We start from the raw sequence: 21,939 nt of genomic DNA on the forward strand, positions 1-21,939 counted from the left end.
ATGGTCTGCCGGCGATCCGGCCCAGGCCGCTACCGAGTCACGATGTGGCAGCGCGGGCTTTGAACTCCCGGCGGCGCCGGTGCAGGATCGGTTCGGTGTAGCCGTTGGGCTGTTGAGCACCGGACAGCACCAGCTCCTGCGCGGCCTGGAAGGCAATACTCGCATCCGGGTCCGGGGCCATCGGCAGGTAGTCGGCGTCGCCGGCGTTCTGCTCGTCGACTATGGCCGCCATCCGGCGCAGGCTGGCCTTCACGTCCTCTTCGGTGATCACGCCGTGGCGCAACCAGTTGGCCAACAGCTGGCTGGAGATGCGCAGCGTCGCGCGATCCTCCATCAGGGCGACGTCGTGGATGTCGGGCACCTTGGAGCAGCCGACACCGGCATCGACCCAGCGGACGACGTAGCCGAGGATGGACTGGCAGTTGTTGTCCACCTCCTCGCGGATCTCCTCCGGCGCCCAGGCCAGCTCACCCGAGAGCGGAATGGTCAGCAACTCGTCGATCGTGGCGCGGGTCTTGCCCTGCAGTTCGGCCTGCACCGCGTACACATCGACCTGGTGGTAGTGCATGGCGTGCAGCGTCGCCGCCGTCGGCGAGGGCACCCACGCGGTGGTGGCACCGGCCTTGGGCTGGCCGATCTTCTGCTCGACCATGTCGGCCATCAGGTCGGTCATCGCCCACATGCCCTTGCCGATCTGCGCCCGCCCGGACAGGCCGGTGGCAAGGCCGGCGTCGACGTTGGCGTCCTCGTAGGCCTTGATCCACGGCTGCGCCTTCATGGCGCCCTTACGGATCATCGGGCCGGCTTCCATCGAGGTGTGGATCTCGTCGCCGGTTCGGTCCAGGAAGCCGGTGTTGATGAACACCACCCGGTTGGCGGCGGCCTGGATGCACGCCTTGAGGTTCAGCGTGGTGCGCCGCTCCTCGTCCATGATGCCGACCTTGAGGGTGGCCTGCGGCAGACCCAGCACGTCCTCGACGCGGCTGAACAGCTCGCAGGTGAACGCGACCTCTTCGGGGCCGTGCATCTTGGGCTTCACGATGTAGACCGAGCCGGTGCGGCTGTTCTCGTACGGGCCGTTGTCGTCATTGGCCTTGAGTCCGTGGGTGGCGATCAACCCGGTGAACAGCGCGTCCTGGATGCCCTCGGGGATCTCGTTCCCATCCGCATCGACGATGGCGTCGTTGGTCATCAGGTGTCCGACGTTGCGCACGAACAGCAGGCTGCGGCCGGGCAGGGTCAGCTCGTCGGAACCGTCCGGGGTGGTGAACACCCGGTCGGGGTTGAGCACGCGGGTGAAGGACTTGCCGCCCTTGCTGACCTCTTCGGAGAGATCGCCGCGGTTGAGGCCCAGCCAGTTGCGGTACCCGAGCACCTTGTCCTCGGCGTCGACGGCGGCCACCGAGTCCTCGAAGTCCATGATCGTGGTGATCGCCGACTCCAGCACCACATCCTTGATGCCCGCCTGGTCGGTGGAGCCGACGGGGGATTCGGGGTCCACCAGGATCTCGATGTGCAGGCCGTGGTTGACCAGCAGCACCGACCAGGACGGGGTGCCCAGTTCACCGGTGTAGCCGACGAACTGATCGGCGTTCGCCAGCCCGGCGGAGTTGCCGTCGCCGAGCTCGGCGACCAGCTGGTGCTCGTCGTCGATCTTGAGGCCGGTGATCTCGGCCCACGATCCGGCCGCCAGCGGGGCCGCCTGATCGAGGAAGTCGCGGGCGTAGGCGATGACCTTGTCGCCACGAACCCGGTTGTATCCGGTGCCCTTCTCGGCGCCGTCGTCCTCGCTGATGACGTCGGTGCCGTACAGCGCGTCGTACAGCGAGCCCCAGCGGGCGTTCGCGGCGTTCAGCGCGAACCGGGCGTTGAGGATCGGCACGACCAGCTGCGGGCCCGCGGTGCTGGTGATCTCTGCGTCGACGCCGGCGGTGGTGATGGTGAATTCCGCGGGTTCGGGCTGCAGGTAACCGATTTCGGTGAGGAACGTCTTGTAGCCGGCGGCGTCGAATTCGCCGATGACGCGGGCGCGGTGCCACTTGTCGATCTGCGCCTGCAGGTCGTCGCGGTGGGCCAGCAGGTCCTGATTCTTCGGGGCCAGGTCGGTGATGACCTTGTCGACGCCCGCCCAGAAGCTGTCGGCGTCCACGCCGGTGCCGGGCAGCGCCTCGTTGGTGATGAAATCGTGCAGCACCTTGGCAACCCGAAGATTCCCGACGGTCACGCGCTCGGTCATGGTTCCTCCCTTAAACGTCGATCAAGTTTACCCGTGAGTAACCGCTCCCAAAGAGGCAGGACCTGCGTTGAGAAGCCCGTCACATCGGTGTCGTCATTGTGGCGCGCCGGGCAACGCGACCGCAGGAGCTCCAGGGGTGCCGAGTCGCCCGGCCAGCCAGGGCAGTGCATCGGCGAATACCCGGGCCGCGGTGGTGAAGCTGTGGTCGCCGCCCGACGGCACCACCGCGCATTCGATGCCGTAGCCGGCCGCCATCGAGCACAGGTGCTGCGCCGCCTCGTCGCGCTCGTTGTCCAGCGAGTCCGGCTCCACCGGTGGCACCGGGGTGTCCGTCACCGCCGCCGGGCGATACGTCGGGCTACCCGATCCGGGCACCGAGAACCAGGCCGCAACACTGTTGTAAGGCCCGTGGCGGGCCATCACGGTTTGCGGATCGAACGCCTGATACGCCGTCGCGTCGTTGCCGAACAGGCGGGCCACCGTCTGGTTCTTGGAACCGGCGTTGGGGCCGATCTGTCCGTCGATGTCGAGAAACGTGCTGAACAATTCCGGGTGCATCAACGTGGTGGTGAGCGCGCAGGTGCCCCCCGCGGACCAGCCGGCGAAACCCCAGTGGGCGGCCTCTTTGCTGGCGCCGAAATGGGAGATGACGTAGGGCACGAGAGCCTTGGTCAGGTGGTCGGCTGCCTCGCCGCGCGGCCCGTTGACGCATTCGGTGTCGTTGACGAACTCACCGCTGGTGTCCGCGAACACGAGAATCGGTGCGTTGCCACCGTGCGCGGCGGCAAACGCGTCGGCGGTGTTTCTGGCGTCGCCGCTGACCGGCCAGTCGCGCGGGGTACCGAACTCGCCGCCGGCCATCACGATCGCCGGCAGGGCGGGGGGAGGGCTGCTGGTGAACCAGGCCGGCGGTAGGTAGACCAATTCGTCGCGGTGCCGGAAGCCGGAGACATCCTCGGGAACCTTCACCGAGACCACCATTCCGTGCGACGGCCTGTCCCCGTGGCGCACCATGTCCTGCAACGTCGCCTGGTCGACCTCGTTGGGCATGTGAGCCCCGCGCACCCGGTCCGCCACGGACCCGACCGTCGGCAGGTACCCGGTCCAGGCGTTGACCGTGACCGCCAGACACAGCGCACACAGCGGGATGGCCGCCAGCGTGACGCCGCGGCGCACCCAACCGGTGCTGGACCAGTTGGTGATGGTGAGCACCGCCACCAGGCCGAGGGCGGCGATCCACACCCACGGCAGAGGGACCACCGGCCCGTCGGCGAGTGCCTGAGAGGAGACGAACCAGAACGCCGCCGCGGCCAAGATCCCGCCTGCGGCGATGCCGAGCAGTATCCAGCGCGGCCAGCGTCTGCTCGGCGTTCGCCATACGACGACCACGACGACCGCCGCCGCGACCACCTGGATCAGCACCGGCAGCCAACCGTGCGTCAGGGACACATCCGTCACCTGGCCCAAGATAGCGTGCCCAACTCCGCGGCACCCCGACGCGAAGACCGCAGGCGACCGGTCGGCCGAACCCTACTGTAGGCAATCGTTGTGGGGGGCAACTGAATTGAAGCGGTCGCTGATCCATTTCAGGGCGTTCGCCGGGTCCGTCTCGGCGGTTGTGCCAAACGTCACGACATCGCCCATGGCGCACGCCTGAGCCACCGCGCGATCGGTCCAGGCCTTGGGAATCACACCGTCCGGCCCGGCGGGGGTCAGCAACATCGGGGCCGTCGTCGGGCCCTGCGGCAACGAGGTCTTCTGAAGGTAACCACGCAACGCGTCCGTGGCGGCGGGGGTGGCCGGTCGGAGATCGTCGGGTGTCATCTGGCTGGTGACCGTGGCCCGTTTGGGTGACGGGCTGCCGACGCATCCACTCAGCGCATCCCAGTTGCTCTTGAGGACGCCGTGCCGGTAGTCGTCGATCTTGAACTCGCTGTACTGATTGGCCAGTGCGGAGAGGTATTGATGGAGCAGCAGCATCTGGTCTTTGGTCAGGTTGCCCGCGGCCGCATCATCGGCCAGACCGTCCAGCGCGGCCGTCGGCTCGGCGGCGACCACACCGACCAGTTGGCCGCCGAGACCGTAGTCACCCGCCAGTTCGTCGGCGGCCCAGACCGCCTGGCCACCCTGCCCGGACCCGTATCCGGCCCATCGGCCGGAGGTGTTCGGCACCAGCTTCGCGGTGGCCCGCACGGCGTCCATGATGTTGTAGGCCGCCGTCGCGGAATCCAGGAACGGATGCGGATCGTCGTCGTCGACCCCCAGTCCCTGATAGTCGGGGGCCACAACGACATATCCGGCGCTCACGAAAGTCTCGACTGCGGGTGTCAGCCCGCCCAGTGTGGGAGACCACGAAGGCGCGCAGTCGATTTCGCTCCCGGTGTTGGGGTGGCCCACCGCGATCACGGGCCAGCCCCCGGGTGGCGCGGCGCCGATGGGCACCAGGACCGCGCCCGACACCTTCGTCTCCGTGTCGCTGATCCCCGACGTCGACGTGTAGACGATGCGGGCGGCTTCCGAGGTTGCCTTACGCAACCCGGGGTCGAGATTGGGTAGCGAGTTGGCCGATATCAACGTGCCGGGGCCGCTGCCGCCGAAATCGCCCGGCAGCACCGGGCCGAACGTCGGGGTCGGCTTGGCGACCGGCTTGCTGCTGCCACAGCCCCCGAGTAATCCCGCCGCCACCGCCACCGCCGCCGACAACACCGCCAGGGTGCGTCTCACCGGGACACCAACTGCGCCTCGGCCACCATGTCCGCGCAGTGGTCGCGCAACGCCGTGCGCAGACTGGCCGCGGTGGTGGCGACCTCATGCTGGCGGCGGACGTATTCGGTTCTGCCGGAGGCAGTTTCGATGGTGATGGGCTCGATCCCGTACTCGAGCAGGTCATACGGGCTGGCCTGCATGTCCAGTAGTCGGGCCGCCGACGCCAGCTCGAAGCAGTCCGTCAGCAGTTCCGAGGGCACCAGCGGGCCGAGCTTGTAACACCACTTGTAGAGGTCCATGTTGGCGTGCACGCAGCCCGGCTGCTCATGGGCCACCTGGCCGGTGCGGCTCAGCGGCTCGGCGTTGCGGTCGACGGCGTCGTCGGTGAAGAAGCGGTAAGCATCGAAATGGCTGCAGCGCAACGGCATCGACTCCAGCACGGTGTCCGTCCCCGCGGGACCGAGCCGCAGCGGAACACCGTCGTGCCGCACCCCGGGGGAGCGGTACACCATCGCCCACTCATGCATGCCGAAGCAGTTCAGCCGGGCCGGCCGGTCCGCCGTCGCGGTCAGCAGGTCGGTGACGAAGGTGACGGTGGGTAACCGCGCAGCCAGGAACTCCCCGCTCAACCCGACCGCCGAGCCGCAGCGCTGGTATCCGGTACGCGTCAGGAATTTCTCGGCGCCCGGCCCGGCGAGCGCCGTCCCGAAACCCGGATGCCATTGGGCCAACTGGCGCGGGCGGAAGCTGTAGTAGGAGAACAGGAAATCCCATACCGGGTGGCTCTGGCCGGCCTGTGCCCGGGTGCGGTGTGCGGCGAGCAGCCGACCTACCCGGTCGGTGTGCCTGAGTTCGCGCTCGGCCCACTCCGTCTCACCGAGCAGGGTCTGCTCAGACACGGTGGGTTCCGTCGCGCACGATGCCCACCAGGTCCTCGACGAGGTCCTCCAGCGCCACCACCGCCGTGACCGCGCCGTCGGTGGTGACCAGGGCCAGATGGCTGTTGTTGCGCCGCATCCGGGACAGCGCCTCGGGCACCGACAGCGTGGCCGGCACCTGGACGAGGGGACGCACCATCGACGCGTCGAGCACCGCGTCCGGATCGTCGATCAGAGCCAGCACATCCTTGATGTGCAGATAGCCCAGCACGGCCCCGCCGGGGTCGGTCACCGGGAAGCGCGAGTAACCGGTCTCGGCGAGGGCGCTCTGCACCGCCTCTACCGTGGGTCCGGAACCCGGCGCCGCCACCGGTATGGCCCGAATCTGGCTGAGCGGGATGGCGATATCGGCGACGAAGCGGTCCCGGATCTGCAATGCCCGGGTCAGCCGGGTGTGCTCCTCATGGTCGAGCAGACCTTCCGACCGGGACTCGGCGATCATCTCCGACAGTTCGACGGTGGACACCGCGACGTCGAGTTCGTCCTTGGGTTCCACCCGCAGCATGCGCAGGGTGGAGTTCGCGGCCCAGTTGTAGAATGCGATGAACGGTTTCGCCAGCCGGATGTAGGCCAGATACGGCGGAACCAGCAGCATCGCCGCCGTTTCCGGCCCGGCGATCGCGATGTTCTTCGGCACCATCTCACCGAGCAGCACATGCAGGGTGACCACCACCGCCAGCGCCACGATGAACGAAACGGTGTGCAGCACGGCCTCATCGACGCCCAAAAGGGCGAACGGCTTCTCCAGCAGGTGCGCGACGGCGGGTTCGCCGACCCGGCCGAGCAGGATCGAGCAGATGGTGATGCCCAGCTGCGCGCCTGCCAGCATCAGCGACAGGTTCTCCGCGGCGCGCATGACGGTGACGGCACGCTTCTTGCCCTGTTCGGCAAGGGCTTCCAGGCGGTCGCGCCGCGCCGAGATGAGGGCGAACTCGGAAGCCACGAAGAAGGCGTTGGCGCCCAACAACAACACGGTGAGTACGACGGCGAGCAGATCACCCATGGCGCGGCTCCCTGTCTGCGGTGTCGTCCTTGTGGCCGAGTTCGCTCAGCTCCAGCAGGTCGATCCGGCGCCCGTCCATCCGCAGCACCGTGGCGTTCCAGCGCACCGGATCGTCGACGCTGTCGGGATCGAATGCGGCCAGTTGCACGGTGTCGCCGACCTCGGGGATGTGACCGAGTTCCTGGAGCACCAGCCCGCCGATGGTCTCGTAGTCGCCCTCGGGAGCTCGGAATGGTGTCTCCGAGTCGACCTCGTCGATGCGCAGCAGCCCGGACACCTGCCACCCGGTGCGCGCGTGCACCACATCCGGTCTGGCGTCGTCGTGTTCGTCGCGGACGTCGCCGACGATCTCTTCGATCAGGTCCTCCACGGTGACCATGCCCGCGGTGCCGCCGTACTCGTCGACCACCATCGCGGTCTGCAGACCGTTTGCGCGGATCTGGGTCATCACCGAGTCGCCGTCCAGCGTCGATGGGACGGTCGGCACCGGCAGCACCATGGTGGCCAGCCGGGTACTGGCCCGTTCGCCGGGCGGCACCTCGAAGATCTGCTTCACGTGCACCATGCCGATGGTCTGGTCGAGGTCGCCTTCGACGATCGGGAAGCGGGAGTGCCCGGTGCGCATCGCGGCCTCGACGAGGTCGGCGACGGTGTCATCGGACTCCAGCGTCTCGATCAACTGGCGCGGGGTCATCAGTTCCTCGGCCGACCGCTCGCCGAACTGCAGGGACCGGTCGACCAGCACCGCGGTGTCCGGATCCAGTGATCCACTGCGCGCGGAGTTTCGGACCAGGGACACCAATTCCTGCGGGGACCGGGCCGAGCGCAGTTCCTCGGCAGGCTCGATGCCGATCCGGCGCAGGATCCAGTTGGCGGTGCCGTTGGTGGCGTTGATCACCGGGGTGAGAATCCTGGAGAAATACCACTGCAGCGGAGCGGCGAAGCGCGCCGTCGGCAGCGGTTTGGCCACCGCGAGGTTCTTGGGCACCAGCTCGCCGAAGATCATCGACACCGAGGTGGCGATCAGCAGCGCCAGCACCAGGGCGACGCCGTCGATCATGGCGGCGGGGATCCGGATCGCCGACAACGGGGCGTGCAGCAGCCGCGCGACCACCGGTTCGGCCAGATAACCGGTGGCCAGGGTGGTGATCGAGATACCGAGCTGCGCACCCGACAGCTGGAACGACAGGGTGCGGTGCGCCTCGCGGATGAGCTCGTCGCGCCGCCCGCCGGCGCGGGCGTTCGCCTCGACGGTGCTGCGCTCCAGCGCGGTGAGGGAGAACTCGGCCGCGACGAACAACGCGGTGCCGGCCGTCAGCGCGATGAACGCCAGAAGCGAGAGAAGTGTCATGGTGAGGCTCATCGCCAGCTCACCACGCTGAGGCCGGGCCGCGAGCCCGGCTGTCTAGGGGAAGGTTCGGCGTCGCCGGATTCACCGGCGGGCGAGGACGCCGCGGGAACCCCCGAGCCCATTTCGAAACCGTGGGCTTCCACGGGTGCCTGTGGCACGCGATCCCTTTCGCCAAAATCGGCGCAGCATTGTGCATTGCGCCGGTAAGGCTCAATGGTAGCTTGCCCCGACGATGACCCGGTCTCACCAACCGCTGGGCAGCGGATGTCCCTCCGCGAAACCGGCCGCGGACTGGACCCCGAGGATCACCTTGTCGTGCAGCTCGGGTAGCGATGCGGCGCCGACGTAGGTGCAGGTGCTGCGCACCCCCGAGGTGATGTGGTCGAGCAGGTCCTCCACGCCGCCGCGGGCCGGGTCCAGCGCCATCCGAGAGCTGGAGATGCCTTCCTCGAACAAGGCCTTGCGGGCGCGGTCGAACGCCCCGTCGGCGGCCGTCCTCGCGGCGACCGCGCGTTTGGACGCCATGCCGTAGCTCTCCTTGTACGGCAGGCCGTCGCGGTCGCGCAGCAGGTCTCCCGGGGACTCGTAGGTGCCGGCGAACCAGGAGCCGATCATCACATTCGACGCGCCGGCGGCCAGGGCCAGTGCCACGTCGCGGGGATGCCGCACGCCACCGTCGGCCCAGACGTGACCACCGAGTTCCTTTGCCGCAGAGGAACATTCGACCACCGCGGAGAACTGGGGACGTCCGACACCTGTCATCATCCGGGTGGTGCACATGGCGCCCGGTCCGACGCCGACCTTGACGATGGTGGCGCCCGCCTCGATCAGGTCACGGGTGCCGTCGGCCGACACCACGTTGCCCGCGGCGATGGGCAGACCGAGGTCCAGGGCCGCCACGATGGCGATCGCGTCGAGCATCTTGGCCTGATGGCCGTGGGCGGTATCGATCACGAGCACGTCGGCGCCGGCCTCGGCCAGTCCGCGCGCCTTGGCGCCGACATCGCCGTTGATCCCGACCGCCGCGGCGATGCGCAACCGGCCCTTCGCGTCGACGGCCGGGGTGTAGATGCCGGCCCGGATGCTGCCGGTCCGGGTCAGCACGCCGGCCAGTTCACCGTCGGTGCCGGTGAGCACCGCGACACCCACCGGCGAGTGCTCCAGCAGATCGAACACCTTGCGCGGATCGGTGCCCGCCGGAGCGGTGACGAAATCGGTGAGCGCGACGTCGCGGACCCGGGCGAATCGGTCGACCCCTGCGCACGCGGCCTCGGTGATCAGTCCGACCGGGCGATCGCCGTCGACGACGACGGCGGCACCGTGGGCGCGTTTGTGGATCAGCGCCAACGCATCCGACACCGCGCTGTCCGGGGTCAGCGTCACCGGGGTGTCGGCCACCAGGTCGCGGGACTTGACGAAGTCGACGGTCTCGGCGACCGCGGACAGCGGCAGATCCTGCGGCAGCACGACAATGCCCCCGCGGCGGGCGACCGTCTCGGCCATCCGTCGGCCGGCCACCGCGGTCATGTTGGCGACCACCACCGGGATGGTGGTGCCGGAGCCGTCCACAGTGGACAGGTCGACGTCGAAACGCGACGTGACCTCGGATCGGCCCGGCACCACGAAGACGTCGTTGTAGGTCAAGTCATAAGGCGGGGTGTGCCCGTCGAGAAACCTCACGGCGTCCAGTCTAGGTTTCCTCCGACGTCAGGCTTCGACTTCGCTGCGGTCCGCGCTCCAGAGCGTGTGGAACTTCTTGCCCTCGGGGGCGTCGGTGCGCCCGTAGGTGTGCGCGCCGAAGAAGTCCCGCAGACCCTGCGTCAGCGCGGCGGGCAGCCGCTCGGTGCGCAGCGCGTCGTAGTACGACAGCGACGAGGCGAAACCCGGGACCGGAATCCCCAACTCGGTGGCCTTGATCACGACCCGGCGCCAGCTGTCGATACCGGCTTCGACCGCGTCTCGGAAGTACGGCGCGGCGATCAGGGTGGCCAGGTCGGCGTCGTCGTCGTAGGCCTCCTTGATCCGGTTGAGGAACTTCGCCCGGATGATGCAGCCGCCGCGCCAGATGGTGGCCATGTCACCGAGGGTGATGCCCCACCCGTATTCGGCCGAGCCGGCCTGGATCTGGTTGAAGCCCTGGGCGTAGGCGATGATCTTCGAGGCGTACAGCGCCTTGCTGACGTCGTCGATGAATTGTGCTGATTCGGAAGGCTTGTCGCCGAGCTCGCCGGAGGCCAATCCCGTGGTCGCCTTGCGCTGGGCGACCGAGCCGGACAGCGCGCGGGCGAACACCGCTTCGGCGATACCGGTCACCGGCACGCCGAGGTCGAGGGCGGCCTTGACCGTCCACCGCCCGGTGCCCTTCTGCTCGGCCTCGTCGACGATCACGTCGACCAGTGGCTTACCGGTCTTGGCGTCCACCTGGCGCAGCACCTCGGCGGTGATCTCCACCAGGTAGCTGTCCAGGTCGCCGGCGTTCCACTCGGTGAACACGTCGGCGATCTGGCCGGCCTCCAAGCCGAGTCCGTCGCGCAGCAACTGGTAGGCCTCGCCGATGAGCTGCATGTCGGAGTACTCGATGCCGTTGTGCACCATCTTCACGAAGTGCCCGGCACCGTCGGGGCCGATGTGGGTGCAGCACGGCACGCCGTCGACGTGCGCGGAGATCTCCTCCAGCAGGGGGCCGAGCGACTTGTAGGACTCGGCGGGGCCACCGGGCATGATCGACGGGCCGTTGAGCGCGCCTTCCTCACCGCCGGAGATCCCGGCGCCGACGAAGTGCAGGCCGCGCTCGCGGATCGCCTTCTCGCGGCGGATGGTGTCGGTGTAGAGCGCGTTGCCGCCGTCGATGATGATGTCGCCGGGCTCCATCGCGTCGGCCAGTTCGTTGATGACGGCGTCGGTCGGGTCACCGGCCTTGACCATGATGATCACGCGGCGCGGCTTCTCCAGGGCGTCGAGGAACTCGGCGATCGTCTCGCTGCGGACGAACTTGCCCTCGGACCCGTGTTCGGCCAGCAGCGCGTCGGTCTTGGCGATCGACCGGTTGTGCAGTGCCACGGTGTAACCGTGGTGGGCGAAGTTGCGGGCGAGATTGGAACCCATCACGGCAAGGCCGGTGACTCCAATTTGGGCGGTGCCGGTCTCGGTCATGCAGACGCCTTTCGTTGTTTTGTTGTGAATAGCCATGCAGCGCGGGATGTCCCGCCTAGTTGGCGAAGAGTCGGTGCAACTCGGTGAGCCACGGAATGGCCAGCGCCAGGGTCGGCAACACCAAGATGGCCGCGGCCGTCAGGTAGGCGCCCACTGCGAGTACCAGACTATTGCCCTTGCCGCCGAGGCGCCGCACTCGCAGGACGGTGGTGGGACCGCCGGCGGCCAGCGCGCCCGACGGGGTGCGGCCGGCCGCGCACGCCACCAGCGCGCGGGCCAGGGGAGTCGGGCCGGTGACGCGGACGGCGGCGTCGTCGGCGAGCAGTTCGATGAGCAGCCGGACGGCGTCGAGGGCGTTGCCGCTGCGGACGAAGCGCGGGAACGCGGCGTGCACGGCGGTGAACATCTCCAGCACCAGGTCGTGCCGGGCGCGCAGGTGGGCGCTCTCGTGGCTGAGGATGGCGTCGATCTCGGCTTCCGACAGCGTGGTCAGGGTGCCTTCGCTGACGACGACGCGGCTGCGGACGCCGGGCAGGCAGTAGGCCATCGGCTGGGCGATGCCGAGCACGCGCAGACCGGCCGGTCGGCGGGCCGGTGCGGGCACCGTATCGCGGGACATCCCGACCAGGTCGACCAGCATCCGGTGGTGTGCGCGCCGCCGCCGGGTCGCGACGGCGACGGCCAGTACCGCGACGATGAGCCGGACGCCGATCATCACCGTCACCGCGAACACCGCGATGTAGAGCAGCCACAACGGCCAGCCCAGAACGACGATCTCGCTGGTCAGCGTGGCGGTGGGCTTGCCGTCCGGGCCCGGCACGAGCAACCGGCTGGCGATGGAGATACCCGCGGAGAAGGCGGAGAGCACGGCGGCCAGCGCGATGGCCTGCCAGAGCACGATGGCCGCACGCGGCGCCCGCTGTGGCCAGGTCGCACGCGCGAGCAGCGCCGGCACGGGGCCGACGAGCAACAACGCGACGATGGAGAAGGCCAGGGCGGACACGCCGCTAGTGTCTCTCAGCCGATGGTCGAATTACCAGCGGGCGGCGCGATCTGGTGCTTGGCCTCCAACTCGGCCAGGGCACGGCGCAGCGCGGCGGCCTCACCGGCGCCGACCCGCTCGACGAAATGGACGAGGGCGGCCTCGCGGCTGCCCGAGTCGGCGGCCTGGTCCAATGCGTCGACCATCAGGCCGGCGACGAGTTCGTCGCGGCCATGGGTGGGGGCGTAGCGGTGGGCCCGATCATCACGGTGCTGGACGACGAGATTCTTCTTCGCCAACCGCTGCAGGACGGTCATGATCGTCGTGTAGGCGAGGTCCCGGCGTGCCGCCAGCGCCTCGTGCACCTGCCGCACCGTCTGCGGCTCACACGAGGTCCAGAGGTGATCCATCACCTCACGCTCGAGTTCCCCGAGCCGCGTCAACTTGGCCATATTCCGTTCACTCTCCTGAGCAATCAATCAAGCGTACTACGCCTTTACTACCGAGCGTCGTATCTAATTTCCGTGCCTCGTCCAACGTGTCGGTGGGCACGCTTCGTTCCCGGTCACGCCGTTTTTCCCGGCAACCTGTGAGTCGGGTCACAGGTTTTGGCCTCCCCGTCGGGTGTGACTATAGTAAGGCTAACCTAACTGAACGAGGAGGTGCGGATGACGGTCATGGTCGACGACCCGCTGATTGCCCGGATGTCGATTCGGCGGGCTCTGCCGTTGCATGAATCGAGCCGGCGGCTGCGCGAGTTGTATCCGGAATGTCCGCGGGTATACGGCGTCGCGGTGATGGGGGACCTGTCCCGCCGGCGCTGGTGGCCGCTCGCTGAGGTGCTCACGACCGACCGTCTGCAGGCCATGTTCGACGCCGCCGTCGCCGAGACCGACAGTCGCGCCGCGGTGGCCCAGCAGCTGGCCGCCACGCTGGCGCACGTCGTCGTCGGCCGGGTGGTGCCGTTGATCGTGCTGGAGGGCCGGGCCTGGGACACCGGATTGGAGAATCTGTGGGTGCACGTCGATTCCGAGGGTGCCATCGACTGGGTGGGTGTCGTGGATCCGACGCTGCGGGCGCTGCCGGACGACCCGCACCTGGCGACCCGGTCGAGCGTGGGTGCGGTGCGCAGCACCCGCGACGGCATCGTGGCGCTGCCGAGCGAGGGCGCGCTGACGACGTGGGTGGCCCATCGCAGTCACCGGGCGCTGGCCCCGCTGTTCGTGAAGCTCGGCGAGGTCACCGACGGCGCGATGTCCGTCGCCGCCATGTGGAACGTGGTCGGGACGGCCGTCGTGAGTGCCGCGACGCAGGTGCCGTTGCTGGCCGGCTCCAGTGAGCTCACGAGCATGCGGCGCAGCCAGGCGATCCTCGATGCGCTTGTCGGGTTCGGCCTGCCGGTTCGCGGCACGAGCCGGATCTCGATGGGGAAGGTATTGCAAAATTAGGGCAGCCTTGCCTACTATTTAGATGCGAGGCTAACGGACCGAGCCGGAGTCCTGAGGGCTGCAGAGACCCCCGGTCCACTCGAAGGATGGGCCCCGCGCACACAGTGCGCGGGGCCCATCCGCAATTCTGCCCCGGGCCCGTGTAGACAGAGCACTGTGACCGCACCTGGACTGGACACCCTCGGCAAGGGCTTCGACAGCGAACTCGGACTGACTTACCTGGAGGTCACGCCGGACGGCGGACGCGCCCAGCTGACCATCACCGACAAGGTGCTGCAGCCGTGGGGCATCGTGCACGGCGGCGTGTACTGCTCCATCGTCGAGAGCCTGGCCAGTGTGTCGGGCCACGTCTGGCTCAGCGAGCACGGCGGCGGCACGGTGGTCGGCGTCAACAACAACACCGACTTCCTGCGCGCCATCGGATCCGGCACCGTCACCGCCGTCTCCGAACCCATCCACCGCGGGCGCCGCCAGCAGCTGTGGCTGATCACCATCACCGATGCCGACGACCGCGTCGTCGCACGCGGCCAGGTCCGGCTGCAGAACGTCGAAGGTTAGATACGGCCGCGGTGGCCCGCCCGCGCTGCTGAATGCGGCGCGCCGTGGCAATATCGCTCGCTATGCGTTTAACGCCGCATGAACAAGAGCGGCTACTCATTTCCTATGCCGCGGATTTGGCGCGGCGCCGGCAAGCCCGCGGGCTGACCCTCAATCACCCCGAGGCCGTCGCACTCATCACCGACCACATCCTCGAAGGTGCCCGCGACGGGCGGTCGGTCGCCGAGCTGATGGTCAGCGGACGCGACGTGCTCGCGCGCGATCAGGTGATGGAAGGTGTGCCGGAGATGCTGCACGACGTACAGGTCGAGGCGACCTTCCCGGACGGCACCAAACTCGTCACCGTCCACCACCCGATCCCGTGAGGTGGGTGCACACATGATTCCCGGCGAGTTCCTCTACGGCGACGGCGACATCGCCCTCAATGCCGATGCTGCCCGGCTGACCCTCGATGTCGTGAACACCGGTGACCGCCCCGTGCAGGTGGGCAGCCACGTGCACCTGCCGCAGGCCAACGCCGCACTCGACTTCGACCGGGCCGCCGCGCACGGGCACCGCCTCGACATTCCGGCCGGCACCGCCGTCCGGTTCGAACCCGGTATCGCCCAACGGGTTTCGCTGGTCCCGCTGAGCGGGTCCCGCGAGGTGTACGGGCTGTCGCTGAACCCGCCCGGCAGATTGGACCCGCCCCAGTGAGCTCACTTTCCCGCGAGCGTTACGCCGCGCTGTTCGGTCCCACCACCGGTGACCGGATCAGGCTGGCCGACACCGACCTGCTCGTCGAGATCACCGAGGACCGCAGTGGGGGACCCGGGCTGGCCGGTGACGAGGCGGTGTTCGGCGGCGGCAAGGTGCTGCGCGAGTCGATGGGGCAGTCCAGGGCGACCCGCGCCGACGGCGCGCCCGACACCGTCATCACCGGCGCGGTGATCCTCGACTACTGGGGAATCATCAAGGCCGATATCGGAATCCGCGACGGCCGGATCGTCGCCATCGGCAAGGCGGGCAACCCCGACATCATGTCCGGGGTACATCCGGACCTCGTCGTCGGACCGTCCACCGAGATCATCGCGGGCAACGGCCGCATCGTCACCGCCGGCGCCATCGACTGCCACGTGCACCTGATCTGCCCGCAGATCATGGAGGAAGCCCTCGGCGGCGGCATCACCACGATCATCGCCGGAGGCACCGGCCCGGCCGAGGGCAGCAAGGCCACCACCGTCACCCCCGGGGCCTGGCATCTGGCCCGGATGTTGGAGGCGCTGGACACCTGGCCGCTGAACGTCGCCCTGCTGGGCAAGGGCAACACCGTCAGCGCCGAGGCGATGTGGGAGCAATTACGCGGTGGCGCAGCAGGATTCAAGCTGCATGAGGACTGGGGCACCACACCGGCCGCCATCGATGCGTGCCTGACGGTGTCCGACGCCGCCGGCGTGCAGGCCAACATCCACACCGACACGCTCAACGAGGCCGGTTTCGTGGAGGACACCCTGGCCGCCATCAAGGGTCGTGGCATCCACGCGTACCACACCGAAGGGGCCGGCGGCGGGCATGCGCCCGACATCATCACCGTCGCTTCGCATCCCAATGTGCTGCCGAGCTCGACGAATCCGACCCGGCCGCACACGGTGAACACCCTCGACGAGCATCTCGACATGCTGATGGTGTGTCACCACCTCAACCCGAGCATCCCGGAGGATCTGGCGTTCGCGGAGAGCCGGATCCGGCCGTCGACCATCGCCGCCGAGGACCTGCTGCACGATATCGGCGCCATCTCGATGATCGGCAGCGACGCCCAGGCGATGGGCCGGATCGGCGAGGTGGTACTGCGCACCTGGCAGACGGCGCACGTGATGAAGCGCCGCCGCGGCGCCCTGCCCGGTGACGGTGCGGCGGACAACAATCGGGCCCAGCGCTATGTCGCGAAATACACGATCTGCCCGGCCGTCGCGCACGGACTGGATCACGAGGTCGGCTCCGTGGAGGTCGGCAAACTGGCCGACCTGGTGCTGTGGGAGCCCGCCTTCTTCGGGGTACGCCCGCACGCGGTGATCAAGGGCGGCATGATCGCGTGGGCGGCGATGGGTGATGCCAACGCCTCCATCCCCACCCCGCAGCCCGTGCTGCCGCGCCCGATGTTCGGTGCGACGCCGGCCGCGGCGGCGGCCACGTCGGTGCACTTCGTCTCGCCGCAGGCCGTCGAGGACGGTCTGGCCGAGCGCTTGGACATCCGGCGGAAGCTGGTGGCAGTCAAGAATGTTCGGCACGTCGGAAAGGCGCAGATGCCGCTCAACGACGCACTGCCTCGGATCGAGGTGGATCCGGACACCTTCACGGTACGCATCGACGGTGACGTCTGGACCGAACAACCGGCGGTCGAACTCCCCATGGCGCAGCGCTACTTCCTGTTTTGATGAGCTCACTGGCAACGCTTCTGGCACTCGCGGATTCGCGGCTACCCACCGGTGGGCACGTCCACTCCGGCGGGATGGAGGAGGCGGTCACCGCGGGGTTGGTCACCGACGTGGCGACGCTGCGCGCCTACCTGCGCCGCCGGATCCGGACGCAGGGCCTGGTGACGGCGTCATTGGCCGCGGCCGTCCAGACGGGCGCGTTGTCCGTCGCCGCCGCCGATGCGGAAACCGATGCCCGCACCCCCGCGCCGGCCGCCAGGGCCGCGTCCCGGGCTCAGGGCCGCGGGCTCACCCGGTTGGCCAAAAAGATCTGGCCCGAACACGATTGGGGCCCGCTGGGCATCAAACCGCACCTTGCGGTGGTGGCCGGGCAGGTCGGGATCGCCAGCGCGGTGGCCCCCGAGCACACCGCCCTGTCGATGGTCTACACCACCATGACCGGCTCGGCGACGGCGGCGCAGCGCCTGCTGGCCCTGGACCCCGCCGATGTCGCGGCGCTGACCTTTGAACTGTCCCCGCTGTGCGAGCAGACCGCCGCGCTGGCGGTCAAGGAACTCGCCGACCTGTCCGATCCCCTGCTCGACGTGCTGGCCCAGCAGCACGCGACCCGCGAACGTCCCCTCTTTGTGAGCTGAAAAGGATTGCCATGCCACCACATGTCATCGACGGAGAACCGCACACCCACGCGAACCGGCCCAAGCGGGTCCGCCAACCGGGGGAGCCGCTGCGCATCGGGGTGGGTGGGCCCGTCGGCTCGGGAAAGACCGCCCTGGTGGCCGCGTTGTGCCGCCAGTTGCGCGACAAGATCTCACTGGCCGTCCTGACCAATGACATCTACACCACAGAGGATGCCGACTTCCTGCGCCGCCACGCGGTGCTGCCCGACGAACGGATCGCGGCGGTGCAGACCGGCGGCTGCCCGCACACCGCCATCCGCGATGACATCACCGCCAACCTCGACGCGATCGACGATCTGATCGAGGCGAACCCAGGTCTGGATCTCATCCTGGTGGAGTCCGGCGGCGACAACCTGACCGCCACGTTCTCGTCCGGTCTGATCGACGTGCAGATTTTCGTCGTCGACGTGGCCGGCGGTGACAAGGTGCCACGCAAAGGTGGTCCCGGCGTGACGTTCTCAGATCTGTTGGTGATCAACAAGACCGACCTCGCACCGATGGTGGGTGCCGACCTCGAAGTGATGCGCCGCGATTCCACCACGGTGCGCGAGGGCCGGCCGTTCGTCCTCATCTCGCTCACCGACGACCCGACCGCGGACCTGGTCCTGCGCTGGGTGCAGGAGCAACTGCGGGTCCCGGTCTCGAGCTGACATGCGTTCCGACGTCCTGCTGGTGGCCTCGCCGGGCCGTAGCCCGCGCATCGAATGCCACGGGGGACTGGCCGCCCGCCGCACCGCGGCCGACACCGTGCACCTGATCTCGGCGGCGGCCACCCCGCTCGGTGGGGATGGCATCGCGATCCGCATCGTCGTCGAGGCCGGCGCGGTGCTGCGCGTGCGCTCGGTGGCGGCCACCATGGTCCTGCCCGGCGCGGCCACCGTCGAATCGCACAGTGCGTGGGATCTGCAGGTGGACGGCGAACTCGACCTGGACCTGCAACCCACCGTCGTGGCCGGCGGTTCGCGGCACGTGGCCGGTACCCGGCTACGGCTGGGCCGTGACGCCCGCGCCAGGGTGCGCGAGAGCGTCCAGATCGGCCGGACGGGGGAGACGCACGGGTACTGGTCCGGCGCGATGCACGCCGACCTGGACGGAACGCCGCTGCTGCGGCACCGCGTCGAACTGGGCGGCGGCACCGTGACCGACGACGAACTGGGCAGCCCACGGGCCTGCGTCAGCGAATTGCGTTACCCGCAAACGAGTTTCGAGAGTCCTGGGATGGTTCTCGAACTCGCTGCGGGTGGCTGCCTGTCGACGTGGCAGGGCGAGCGGCTCTGATGATCCCCGGTCGCTGCGCTCCAGCCCGCCGCCAGATCAGCTGGCGCGTTCCTGCTCGATGGCCGCCGCCGCCGCGATCTCCTGGAGTTCCTCGATCCTGGTTCTGGCGTAGGCCTGCTGTTCGGTGATGGTCAGCTGACCGCGCTGGCGGCTCAGGAACGTCACCGTCCACGACAGGATCGTGGCGACCTTGGTCTTGAACCCGACCAGGTAGATCAGGTGCAGGCCCAGCCAGGCCAGCCAGGCGATGAAGCCGCTGAATTCCAGCTTGCCGACCTTGGCCACGGCGTTCCACTTGGACACGGTGGCCATCGAGCCCTTGTCGAAGTACTTGAACGGGAGGCGCGGCTTCGGGATGGTGCCGTGCTCGCGGGCCTTCGCCTCGTTCTTGAGGATGGCCGCCACGTACTTCGCACCCTGGATGGCACCCTGCGCCATGCCGGGCACGCCGTCGACGAAGGCCATGTCGCCGATGACGAACACGTTGGGGTGCCCGGGAATCGACAGATCCGGGTTGACCTTCACGCGGCCGGCCCGGTCGATCTCGGTCTCGGACTGGGCGGCCAGGTCCTTGCCCAGCGGGCTGGCCTGCACACCGGCCGACCACACCTTGCTCGCCGACTCGATCCGGCGGATGGTGCCGTCCTTGTCCTTCACCGTGATGCCGTTGCGGTCCACATCGGTGACCATGGCGTTGAGCTGGATCTCGACGCCCATCTTCTCCAGCCGCTCCTTGGCGCGCAGCCCGAGCTTCTCACCCATGGGCGGCAGCACGGCGGGGGCGGCGTCGAGCAGGATGACATGCGCTTCGGTCGGGTCGATGTGCCGGAAGCTGCCCTTGAGCGTCTGGTCGGAGAGCTCCTGTATCTGACCGGCCATCTCCACACCGGTGGGTCCGGCGCCGACGACGACGAAGGTCAGCAGCTTCTTGCGACGCTCGGGATCGCTGGACCGCTCGGCCTGCTCGAACGCGCCGAGGATGCGGCCACGCAGCTCGAGTGCGTCATCGATGGTCTTCATGCCGGGCGCCCACTCCGCGAAGTGGTCGTTGCCGAAGTAGGACTGGCCCGCGCCGGCCGCCAGGATCAGCGTGTCGTAGGGCGTGCTGTAGGTGTGGCCGAGCAGCACCGAATCCACGGTCTTGCGCTCGAGGTCCACCCGCGTCACGTCGCCCAGCAACACCTGCGCGTTGTCCTGCTTACGCAGGATCAGCCGGGTCGGCGGCGCGATCTCACCCTCGGAGATGATGCCGGTGGCGACTTGGTACAGCAGCGGCTGAAACAGGTGATGCGTGGTGCGCGCGATCAACTTGATGTCGACGTCGGCGCCCTTGAGGGCCTGGGCGGCGTTCAATCCGCCGAATCCCGAACCGACGATGACGACCTTATGCCGATCCGATGCCGTAGCTCCGGGATGGCTCATTGCTGCTCCTAGCGGACGTACTTTGTCAATACAACCTCTAGGGTAGTCGGTGGCCATCCCACCGGTGCGGTGAGATGGCGCACCGACGGTGAATGTTTACCCAGAAATCAGCGGCAGGAGTGCTTCGCCCACCGCCGCGACACCTCCGGGGGTGTAACCGCCGATGGTGAACGCACTGAGGATGACGCCGTCGACGCCGGCGTCGTACACCTTCTCCTTGAGCTGCTCGGCCACCTGTTGGGGCGAGCCATAGACGGCCTGCTGCTTGAAATCGTCCGGAATGGCATCGGCGGTGTACTGCTCGCCGATGAGGGCGAACGCCAGCACGCTGGTTTCCAGGGTCGCCGGGTCGCGGTCGATCTTCTCGCAGTTCTCCTTGACCACGGCCACCTTGCGGGGCAGCTCGTCGAAGCCGGCGATGATGTTCAGGTGGTCGAAGTAGCGGGCGGCCAGCGGGATGGTCTTCTTCTCGCCGCTGCCGCCGATCATCAGCGGAATGTGGTCCCGGAAGCGAGGATTGGCGAAGGCATCCTGGGTCTTGTAGTACGTGCCGTCGACGGTGACGCGGTCACCCTTGAGCATCGGCATGATGATCTCGAGCGCCTCGTCGAGCTTCTTGAAGCGCTCGGTGAAGGTGCCGAATTCGTAGCCGAGGCTGTCGTGTTCCAGCTCGAACCAGCCGGTGCCGATACCCAGGACCGCACGGCCCTGGCTGATGACGTCCAACGTGGTGATGGCCTTGGCCAGCAGCGTCGGGTTGCGGTAGGTGTTGCCGGTGACCAACGTGCCCAACTGCACCTTCTCGGTGGAGGCGGCCAGCGCCCCGAGGGTCGTGTAAGCCTCCAGCATCGGCTCCTCAGGGGCGCCGAGTCCGGGGAGCTGGTACAGGTGGTCCATCACGAAGACGGAATCGAATCCCGCCTGTTCGGCCTCGCGCGCCTGCGCGACGACGGTCGGGAAGATTTCGGAAACGCCTGTGCCGTAGGAGAAATTGGGAATCTGAAGTCCGAGTCGAATCGCCATGGGACTTACGTAACCACACCGAAGCGGAGGGGTCACCCCGTTTAGCTGCGGGCGAACGGGGGAATATCTCAGCCGAAGTTGGCGAGCGCGCCCTGGCTCACGTGCAGCGTCTGGCCGGTGATGTGCCGCGCCGACTGCGTGGTGAGGAACAGCGCCAACCGGGTGAGCTCGACGCCCACCGGCGAAGCGGCATCGCCCGCACCGTCATACCCGGGCTCGGCGCCCTTGCCCGTGGCCACCGCGTTCACGGTGATGCCCCGGATGCCGTAATGGGATGCCTGGCCGGCCGTCCAGTTGGACACGGCGGCCTTGATGGCGGCGTCGACGCCGCCATCGGCCGGGTTGCCCGGAATGACGTTGATGATCGACCCGCCCGAACTCAGCTGATCACCGAGGATCTGGACGGTGAGGACCGCTGACAGCAGCGTCGCGTCGAGCGTCTGCCGCCAGGCGGTGGCGTGGTCGGCCAGCGTGAACGTCCGGGGGTCTTTCGCATCCCAGCGTGGTGCGGGCACGTTGACGATGCAGTCGAGGTGCAGAGGTAATGCCTCGCGCGCCGCGGTCAGGCTGGCGGCGTCGGTGTTGTCGGCGACCACGAAGGTGGCGTCCAGCTCTTTGGCGAGCACTTCGAGGTCGTCGTGACGGGCGCCGACGAGCACCACGTCGTGGCCCTCATCGCGGAAGCCGGTGGCGACCACACGGCCGAGCTCGGTATCGCCGCCGGTGAGCAGCACCTCCATGTGGTTACCT

The 21,939-nt window shown here is 68.3% G+C and carries 21 protein-coding genes; 8 read left to right on the forward strand and 13 right to left on the reverse strand.

Going from position 1 to position 21,939, the window contains the following annotated elements:
• Window positions 1-37: 37 nt before the first annotated feature.
• The 10 genes from AC1DY7_RS05705 to AC1DY7_RS05750 form a co-directional block, all read right to left on the reverse strand.
• Window positions 38-2,236 carry a malate synthase G gene (locus tag AC1DY7_RS05705; protein WP_477492672.1) on the reverse strand — a complete coding sequence of 733 codons (2,199 nt, stop codon included), beginning with the start codon at window positions 2,234-2,236 and terminating at the stop codon, window positions 38-40.
• Window positions 2,237-2,329: 93 nt separating this feature from the next.
• Window positions 2,330-3,694, reverse strand: a complete 1,365-nt coding sequence (locus AC1DY7_RS05710; RefSeq protein ID WP_477492673.1) for an alpha/beta hydrolase — start codon at window positions 3,692-3,694, stop codon at window positions 2,330-2,332.
• A 72-nt stretch (window positions 3,695-3,766) separates the two neighbouring features.
• A complete protein-coding gene (locus tag AC1DY7_RS05715; protein ID WP_477492674.1) occupies window positions 3,767-4,960 on the reverse strand; it encodes a lipase family protein in 1,194 nt (397 codons plus the stop codon).
• Entirely contained in the window at window positions 4,957-5,841 is an 885-nt protein-coding gene (locus AC1DY7_RS05720; protein ID WP_477492675.1) for a 3-methyladenine DNA glycosylase, read from the reverse strand. Before AC1DY7_RS05720 ends, AC1DY7_RS05715 begins: the two co-directional genes overlap by 4 nt.
• A complete protein-coding gene (locus AC1DY7_RS05725; protein WP_477492676.1) occupies window positions 5,834-6,883 on the reverse strand; it encodes a hemolysin family protein in 1,050 nt (349 codons plus the stop codon). The genes AC1DY7_RS05720 and AC1DY7_RS05725 overlap by 8 nt, the downstream gene beginning before the upstream one ends.
• Window positions 6,876-8,246, reverse strand: a complete 1,371-nt coding sequence (locus AC1DY7_RS05730) for a hemolysin family protein (protein WP_477492677.1) — start codon at window positions 8,244-8,246, stop codon at window positions 6,876-6,878. The genes AC1DY7_RS05725 and AC1DY7_RS05730 overlap by 8 nt, the downstream gene beginning before the upstream one ends.
• A gap of 231 nt (window positions 8,247-8,477) precedes the next feature.
• Complete coding sequence (locus AC1DY7_RS05735; RefSeq protein ID WP_477492678.1) at window positions 8,478-9,914, reverse strand: GuaB1 family IMP dehydrogenase-related protein; 1,437 nt, start codon at window positions 9,912-9,914, stop codon at window positions 8,478-8,480.
• Window positions 9,915-9,941: 27 nt separating this feature from the next.
• Window positions 9,942-11,387, reverse strand: coding sequence for an NADP-dependent phosphogluconate dehydrogenase (gndA, locus tag AC1DY7_RS05740; RefSeq protein ID WP_477492679.1), 1,446 nt, complete (start codon window positions 11,385-11,387; stop codon window positions 9,942-9,944).
• 55 nt (window positions 11,388-11,442) lie between these two features.
• The gene (locus AC1DY7_RS05745) at window positions 11,443-12,390 is read right to left on the reverse strand and encodes a M56 family metallopeptidase (protein WP_477492680.1); all 948 of its coding nucleotides are present in this window, start codon (window positions 12,388-12,390) and stop codon (window positions 11,443-11,445) included.
• 14 nt (window positions 12,391-12,404) lie between these two features.
• On the reverse strand, window positions 12,405-12,821 hold the full coding sequence (locus AC1DY7_RS05750; RefSeq protein ID WP_477492681.1) for a BlaI/MecI/CopY family transcriptional regulator: 417 nt from the start codon (window positions 12,819-12,821) through the stop codon (window positions 12,405-12,407).
• 216 nt (window positions 12,822-13,037) lie between these two features.
• Here AC1DY7_RS05750 and AC1DY7_RS05755 point away from each other — a divergent pair, with 216 nt between their 5' ends.
• The 8 genes from AC1DY7_RS05755 (at window position 13,038) to AC1DY7_RS05790 (ending at window position 18,744) form a co-directional block, all read left to right on the forward strand.
• Window positions 13,038-13,817: an iron reductase gene (locus AC1DY7_RS05755; protein ID WP_477492682.1), complete on the forward strand. Its 780-nt coding sequence runs from the start codon at window positions 13,038-13,040 to the stop codon at window positions 13,815-13,817.
• Between the two features lie 156 nt (window positions 13,818-13,973).
• A complete protein-coding gene (locus tag AC1DY7_RS05760) occupies window positions 13,974-14,375 on the forward strand; it encodes a PaaI family thioesterase (RefSeq protein ID WP_477492683.1) in 402 nt (133 codons plus the stop codon).
• Window positions 14,376-14,437: 62 nt separating this feature from the next.
• On the forward strand, window positions 14,438-14,740 hold the full coding sequence (locus tag AC1DY7_RS05765) for an urease subunit gamma (protein WP_477492684.1): 303 nt from the start codon (window positions 14,438-14,440) through the stop codon (window positions 14,738-14,740).
• 13 nt (window positions 14,741-14,753) lie between these two features.
• On the forward strand, window positions 14,754-15,071 hold the full coding sequence (locus AC1DY7_RS05770; RefSeq protein ID WP_477492685.1) for an urease subunit beta: 318 nt from the start codon (window positions 14,754-14,756) through the stop codon (window positions 15,069-15,071).
• The gene (locus AC1DY7_RS05775) at window positions 15,068-16,789 is read left to right on the forward strand and encodes an urease subunit alpha (RefSeq protein ID WP_477492686.1); all 1,722 of its coding nucleotides are present in this window, start codon (window positions 15,068-15,070) and stop codon (window positions 16,787-16,789) included. Before AC1DY7_RS05770 ends, AC1DY7_RS05775 begins: the two co-directional genes overlap by 4 nt.
• Entirely contained in the window at window positions 16,789-17,424 is a 636-nt protein-coding gene (locus AC1DY7_RS05780) for an urease accessory protein UreF (RefSeq protein ID WP_477492687.1), read from the forward strand. The genes AC1DY7_RS05775 and AC1DY7_RS05780 overlap by 1 nt, the downstream gene beginning before the upstream one ends.
• An 11-nt stretch (window positions 17,425-17,435) precedes the next feature.
• Window positions 17,436-18,116 (forward strand): urease accessory protein UreG, encoded by a 681-nt coding sequence (ureG, locus tag AC1DY7_RS05785; RefSeq protein WP_477492688.1) that lies wholly within the window; start codon window positions 17,436-17,438, stop codon window positions 18,114-18,116.
• A gap of 1 nt (window position 18,117) precedes the next feature.
• A complete protein-coding gene (locus AC1DY7_RS05790; protein WP_477492689.1) occupies window positions 18,118-18,744 on the forward strand; it encodes an urease accessory protein UreD in 627 nt (208 codons plus the stop codon).
• 36 nt (window positions 18,745-18,780) lie between these two features.
• Here AC1DY7_RS05790 and AC1DY7_RS05795 read toward each other — a convergent pair whose 3' ends face one another.
• The 3 genes from AC1DY7_RS05795 to AC1DY7_RS05805 form a co-directional block, all read right to left on the reverse strand.
• Entirely contained in the window at window positions 18,781-20,166 is a 1,386-nt protein-coding gene (locus tag AC1DY7_RS05795; RefSeq protein ID WP_477492690.1) for an NAD(P)/FAD-dependent oxidoreductase, read from the reverse strand.
• 96 nt (window positions 20,167-20,262) lie between these two features.
• The gene (locus tag AC1DY7_RS05800; RefSeq protein WP_477492691.1) at window positions 20,263-21,189 is read right to left on the reverse strand and encodes an LLM class F420-dependent oxidoreductase; all 927 of its coding nucleotides are present in this window, start codon (window positions 21,187-21,189) and stop codon (window positions 20,263-20,265) included.
• A gap of 68 nt (window positions 21,190-21,257) precedes the next feature.
• Window positions 21,258-21,929, reverse strand: coding sequence for an SDR family oxidoreductase (locus tag AC1DY7_RS05805; protein WP_477492692.1), 672 nt, complete (start codon window positions 21,927-21,929; stop codon window positions 21,258-21,260).
• Window positions 21,930-21,939: the final 10 nt, after the last annotated feature.

This window comes from Mycobacterium sp. P2_H7 (assembly GCF_056403275.1).

Bases quoted from the DNA above. Each gene is read 5' to 3' on its own strand.
- AC1DY7_RS05705 (WP_477492672.1), bottom strand. From the start codon at position 2,236: ATGACCGAGCGCGTGACCGTCGGGAATCTTCGGGTTGCCAAGGTGCTG.
- AC1DY7_RS05725 (WP_477492676.1), bottom strand. From the start codon at position 6,883: ATGGGTGATCTGCTCGCCGTCGTACTCACCGTGTTGTTGTTGGGCGCC.
- AC1DY7_RS05730 (WP_477492677.1), bottom strand. From the start codon at position 8,246: ATGAGCCTCACCATGACACTTCTCTCGCTTCTGGCGTTCATCGCGCTG.
- gndA (WP_477492679.1), bottom strand. From the start codon at position 11,387: ATGACCGAGACCGGCACCGCCCAAATTGGAGTCACCGGCCTTGCCGTG.
- AC1DY7_RS05750 (WP_477492681.1), bottom strand. From the start codon at position 12,821: ATGGCCAAGTTGACGCGGCTCGGGGAACTCGAGCGTGAGGTGATGGAT.
- AC1DY7_RS05755 (WP_477492682.1), top strand. From the start codon at position 13,038: ATGACGGTCATGGTCGACGACCCGCTGATTGCCCGGATGTCGATTCGG.
- AC1DY7_RS05765 (WP_477492684.1), top strand. From the start codon at position 14,438: ATGCGTTTAACGCCGCATGAACAAGAGCGGCTACTCATTTCCTATGCC.
- AC1DY7_RS05770 (WP_477492685.1), top strand. From the start codon at position 14,754: ATGATTCCCGGCGAGTTCCTCTACGGCGACGGCGACATCGCCCTCAAT.
- AC1DY7_RS05780 (WP_477492687.1), top strand. From the start codon at position 16,789: ATGAGCTCACTGGCAACGCTTCTGGCACTCGCGGATTCGCGGCTACCC.
- ureG (WP_477492688.1), top strand. From the start codon at position 17,436: ATGCCACCACATGTCATCGACGGAGAACCGCACACCCACGCGAACCGG.
- AC1DY7_RS05790 (WP_477492689.1), top strand. From the start codon at position 18,118: ATGCGTTCCGACGTCCTGCTGGTGGCCTCGCCGGGCCGTAGCCCGCGC.
- AC1DY7_RS05795 (WP_477492690.1), bottom strand. From the start codon at position 20,166: ATGAGCCATCCCGGAGCTACGGCATCGGATCGGCATAAGGTCGTCATC.
- AC1DY7_RS05800 (WP_477492691.1), bottom strand. From the start codon at position 21,189: ATGGCGATTCGACTCGGACTTCAGATTCCCAATTTCTCCTACGGCACA.
- AC1DY7_RS05805 (WP_477492692.1), bottom strand. From the start codon at position 21,929: ATGGAGGTGCTGCTCACCGGCGGCGATACCGAGCTCGGCCGTGTGGTC.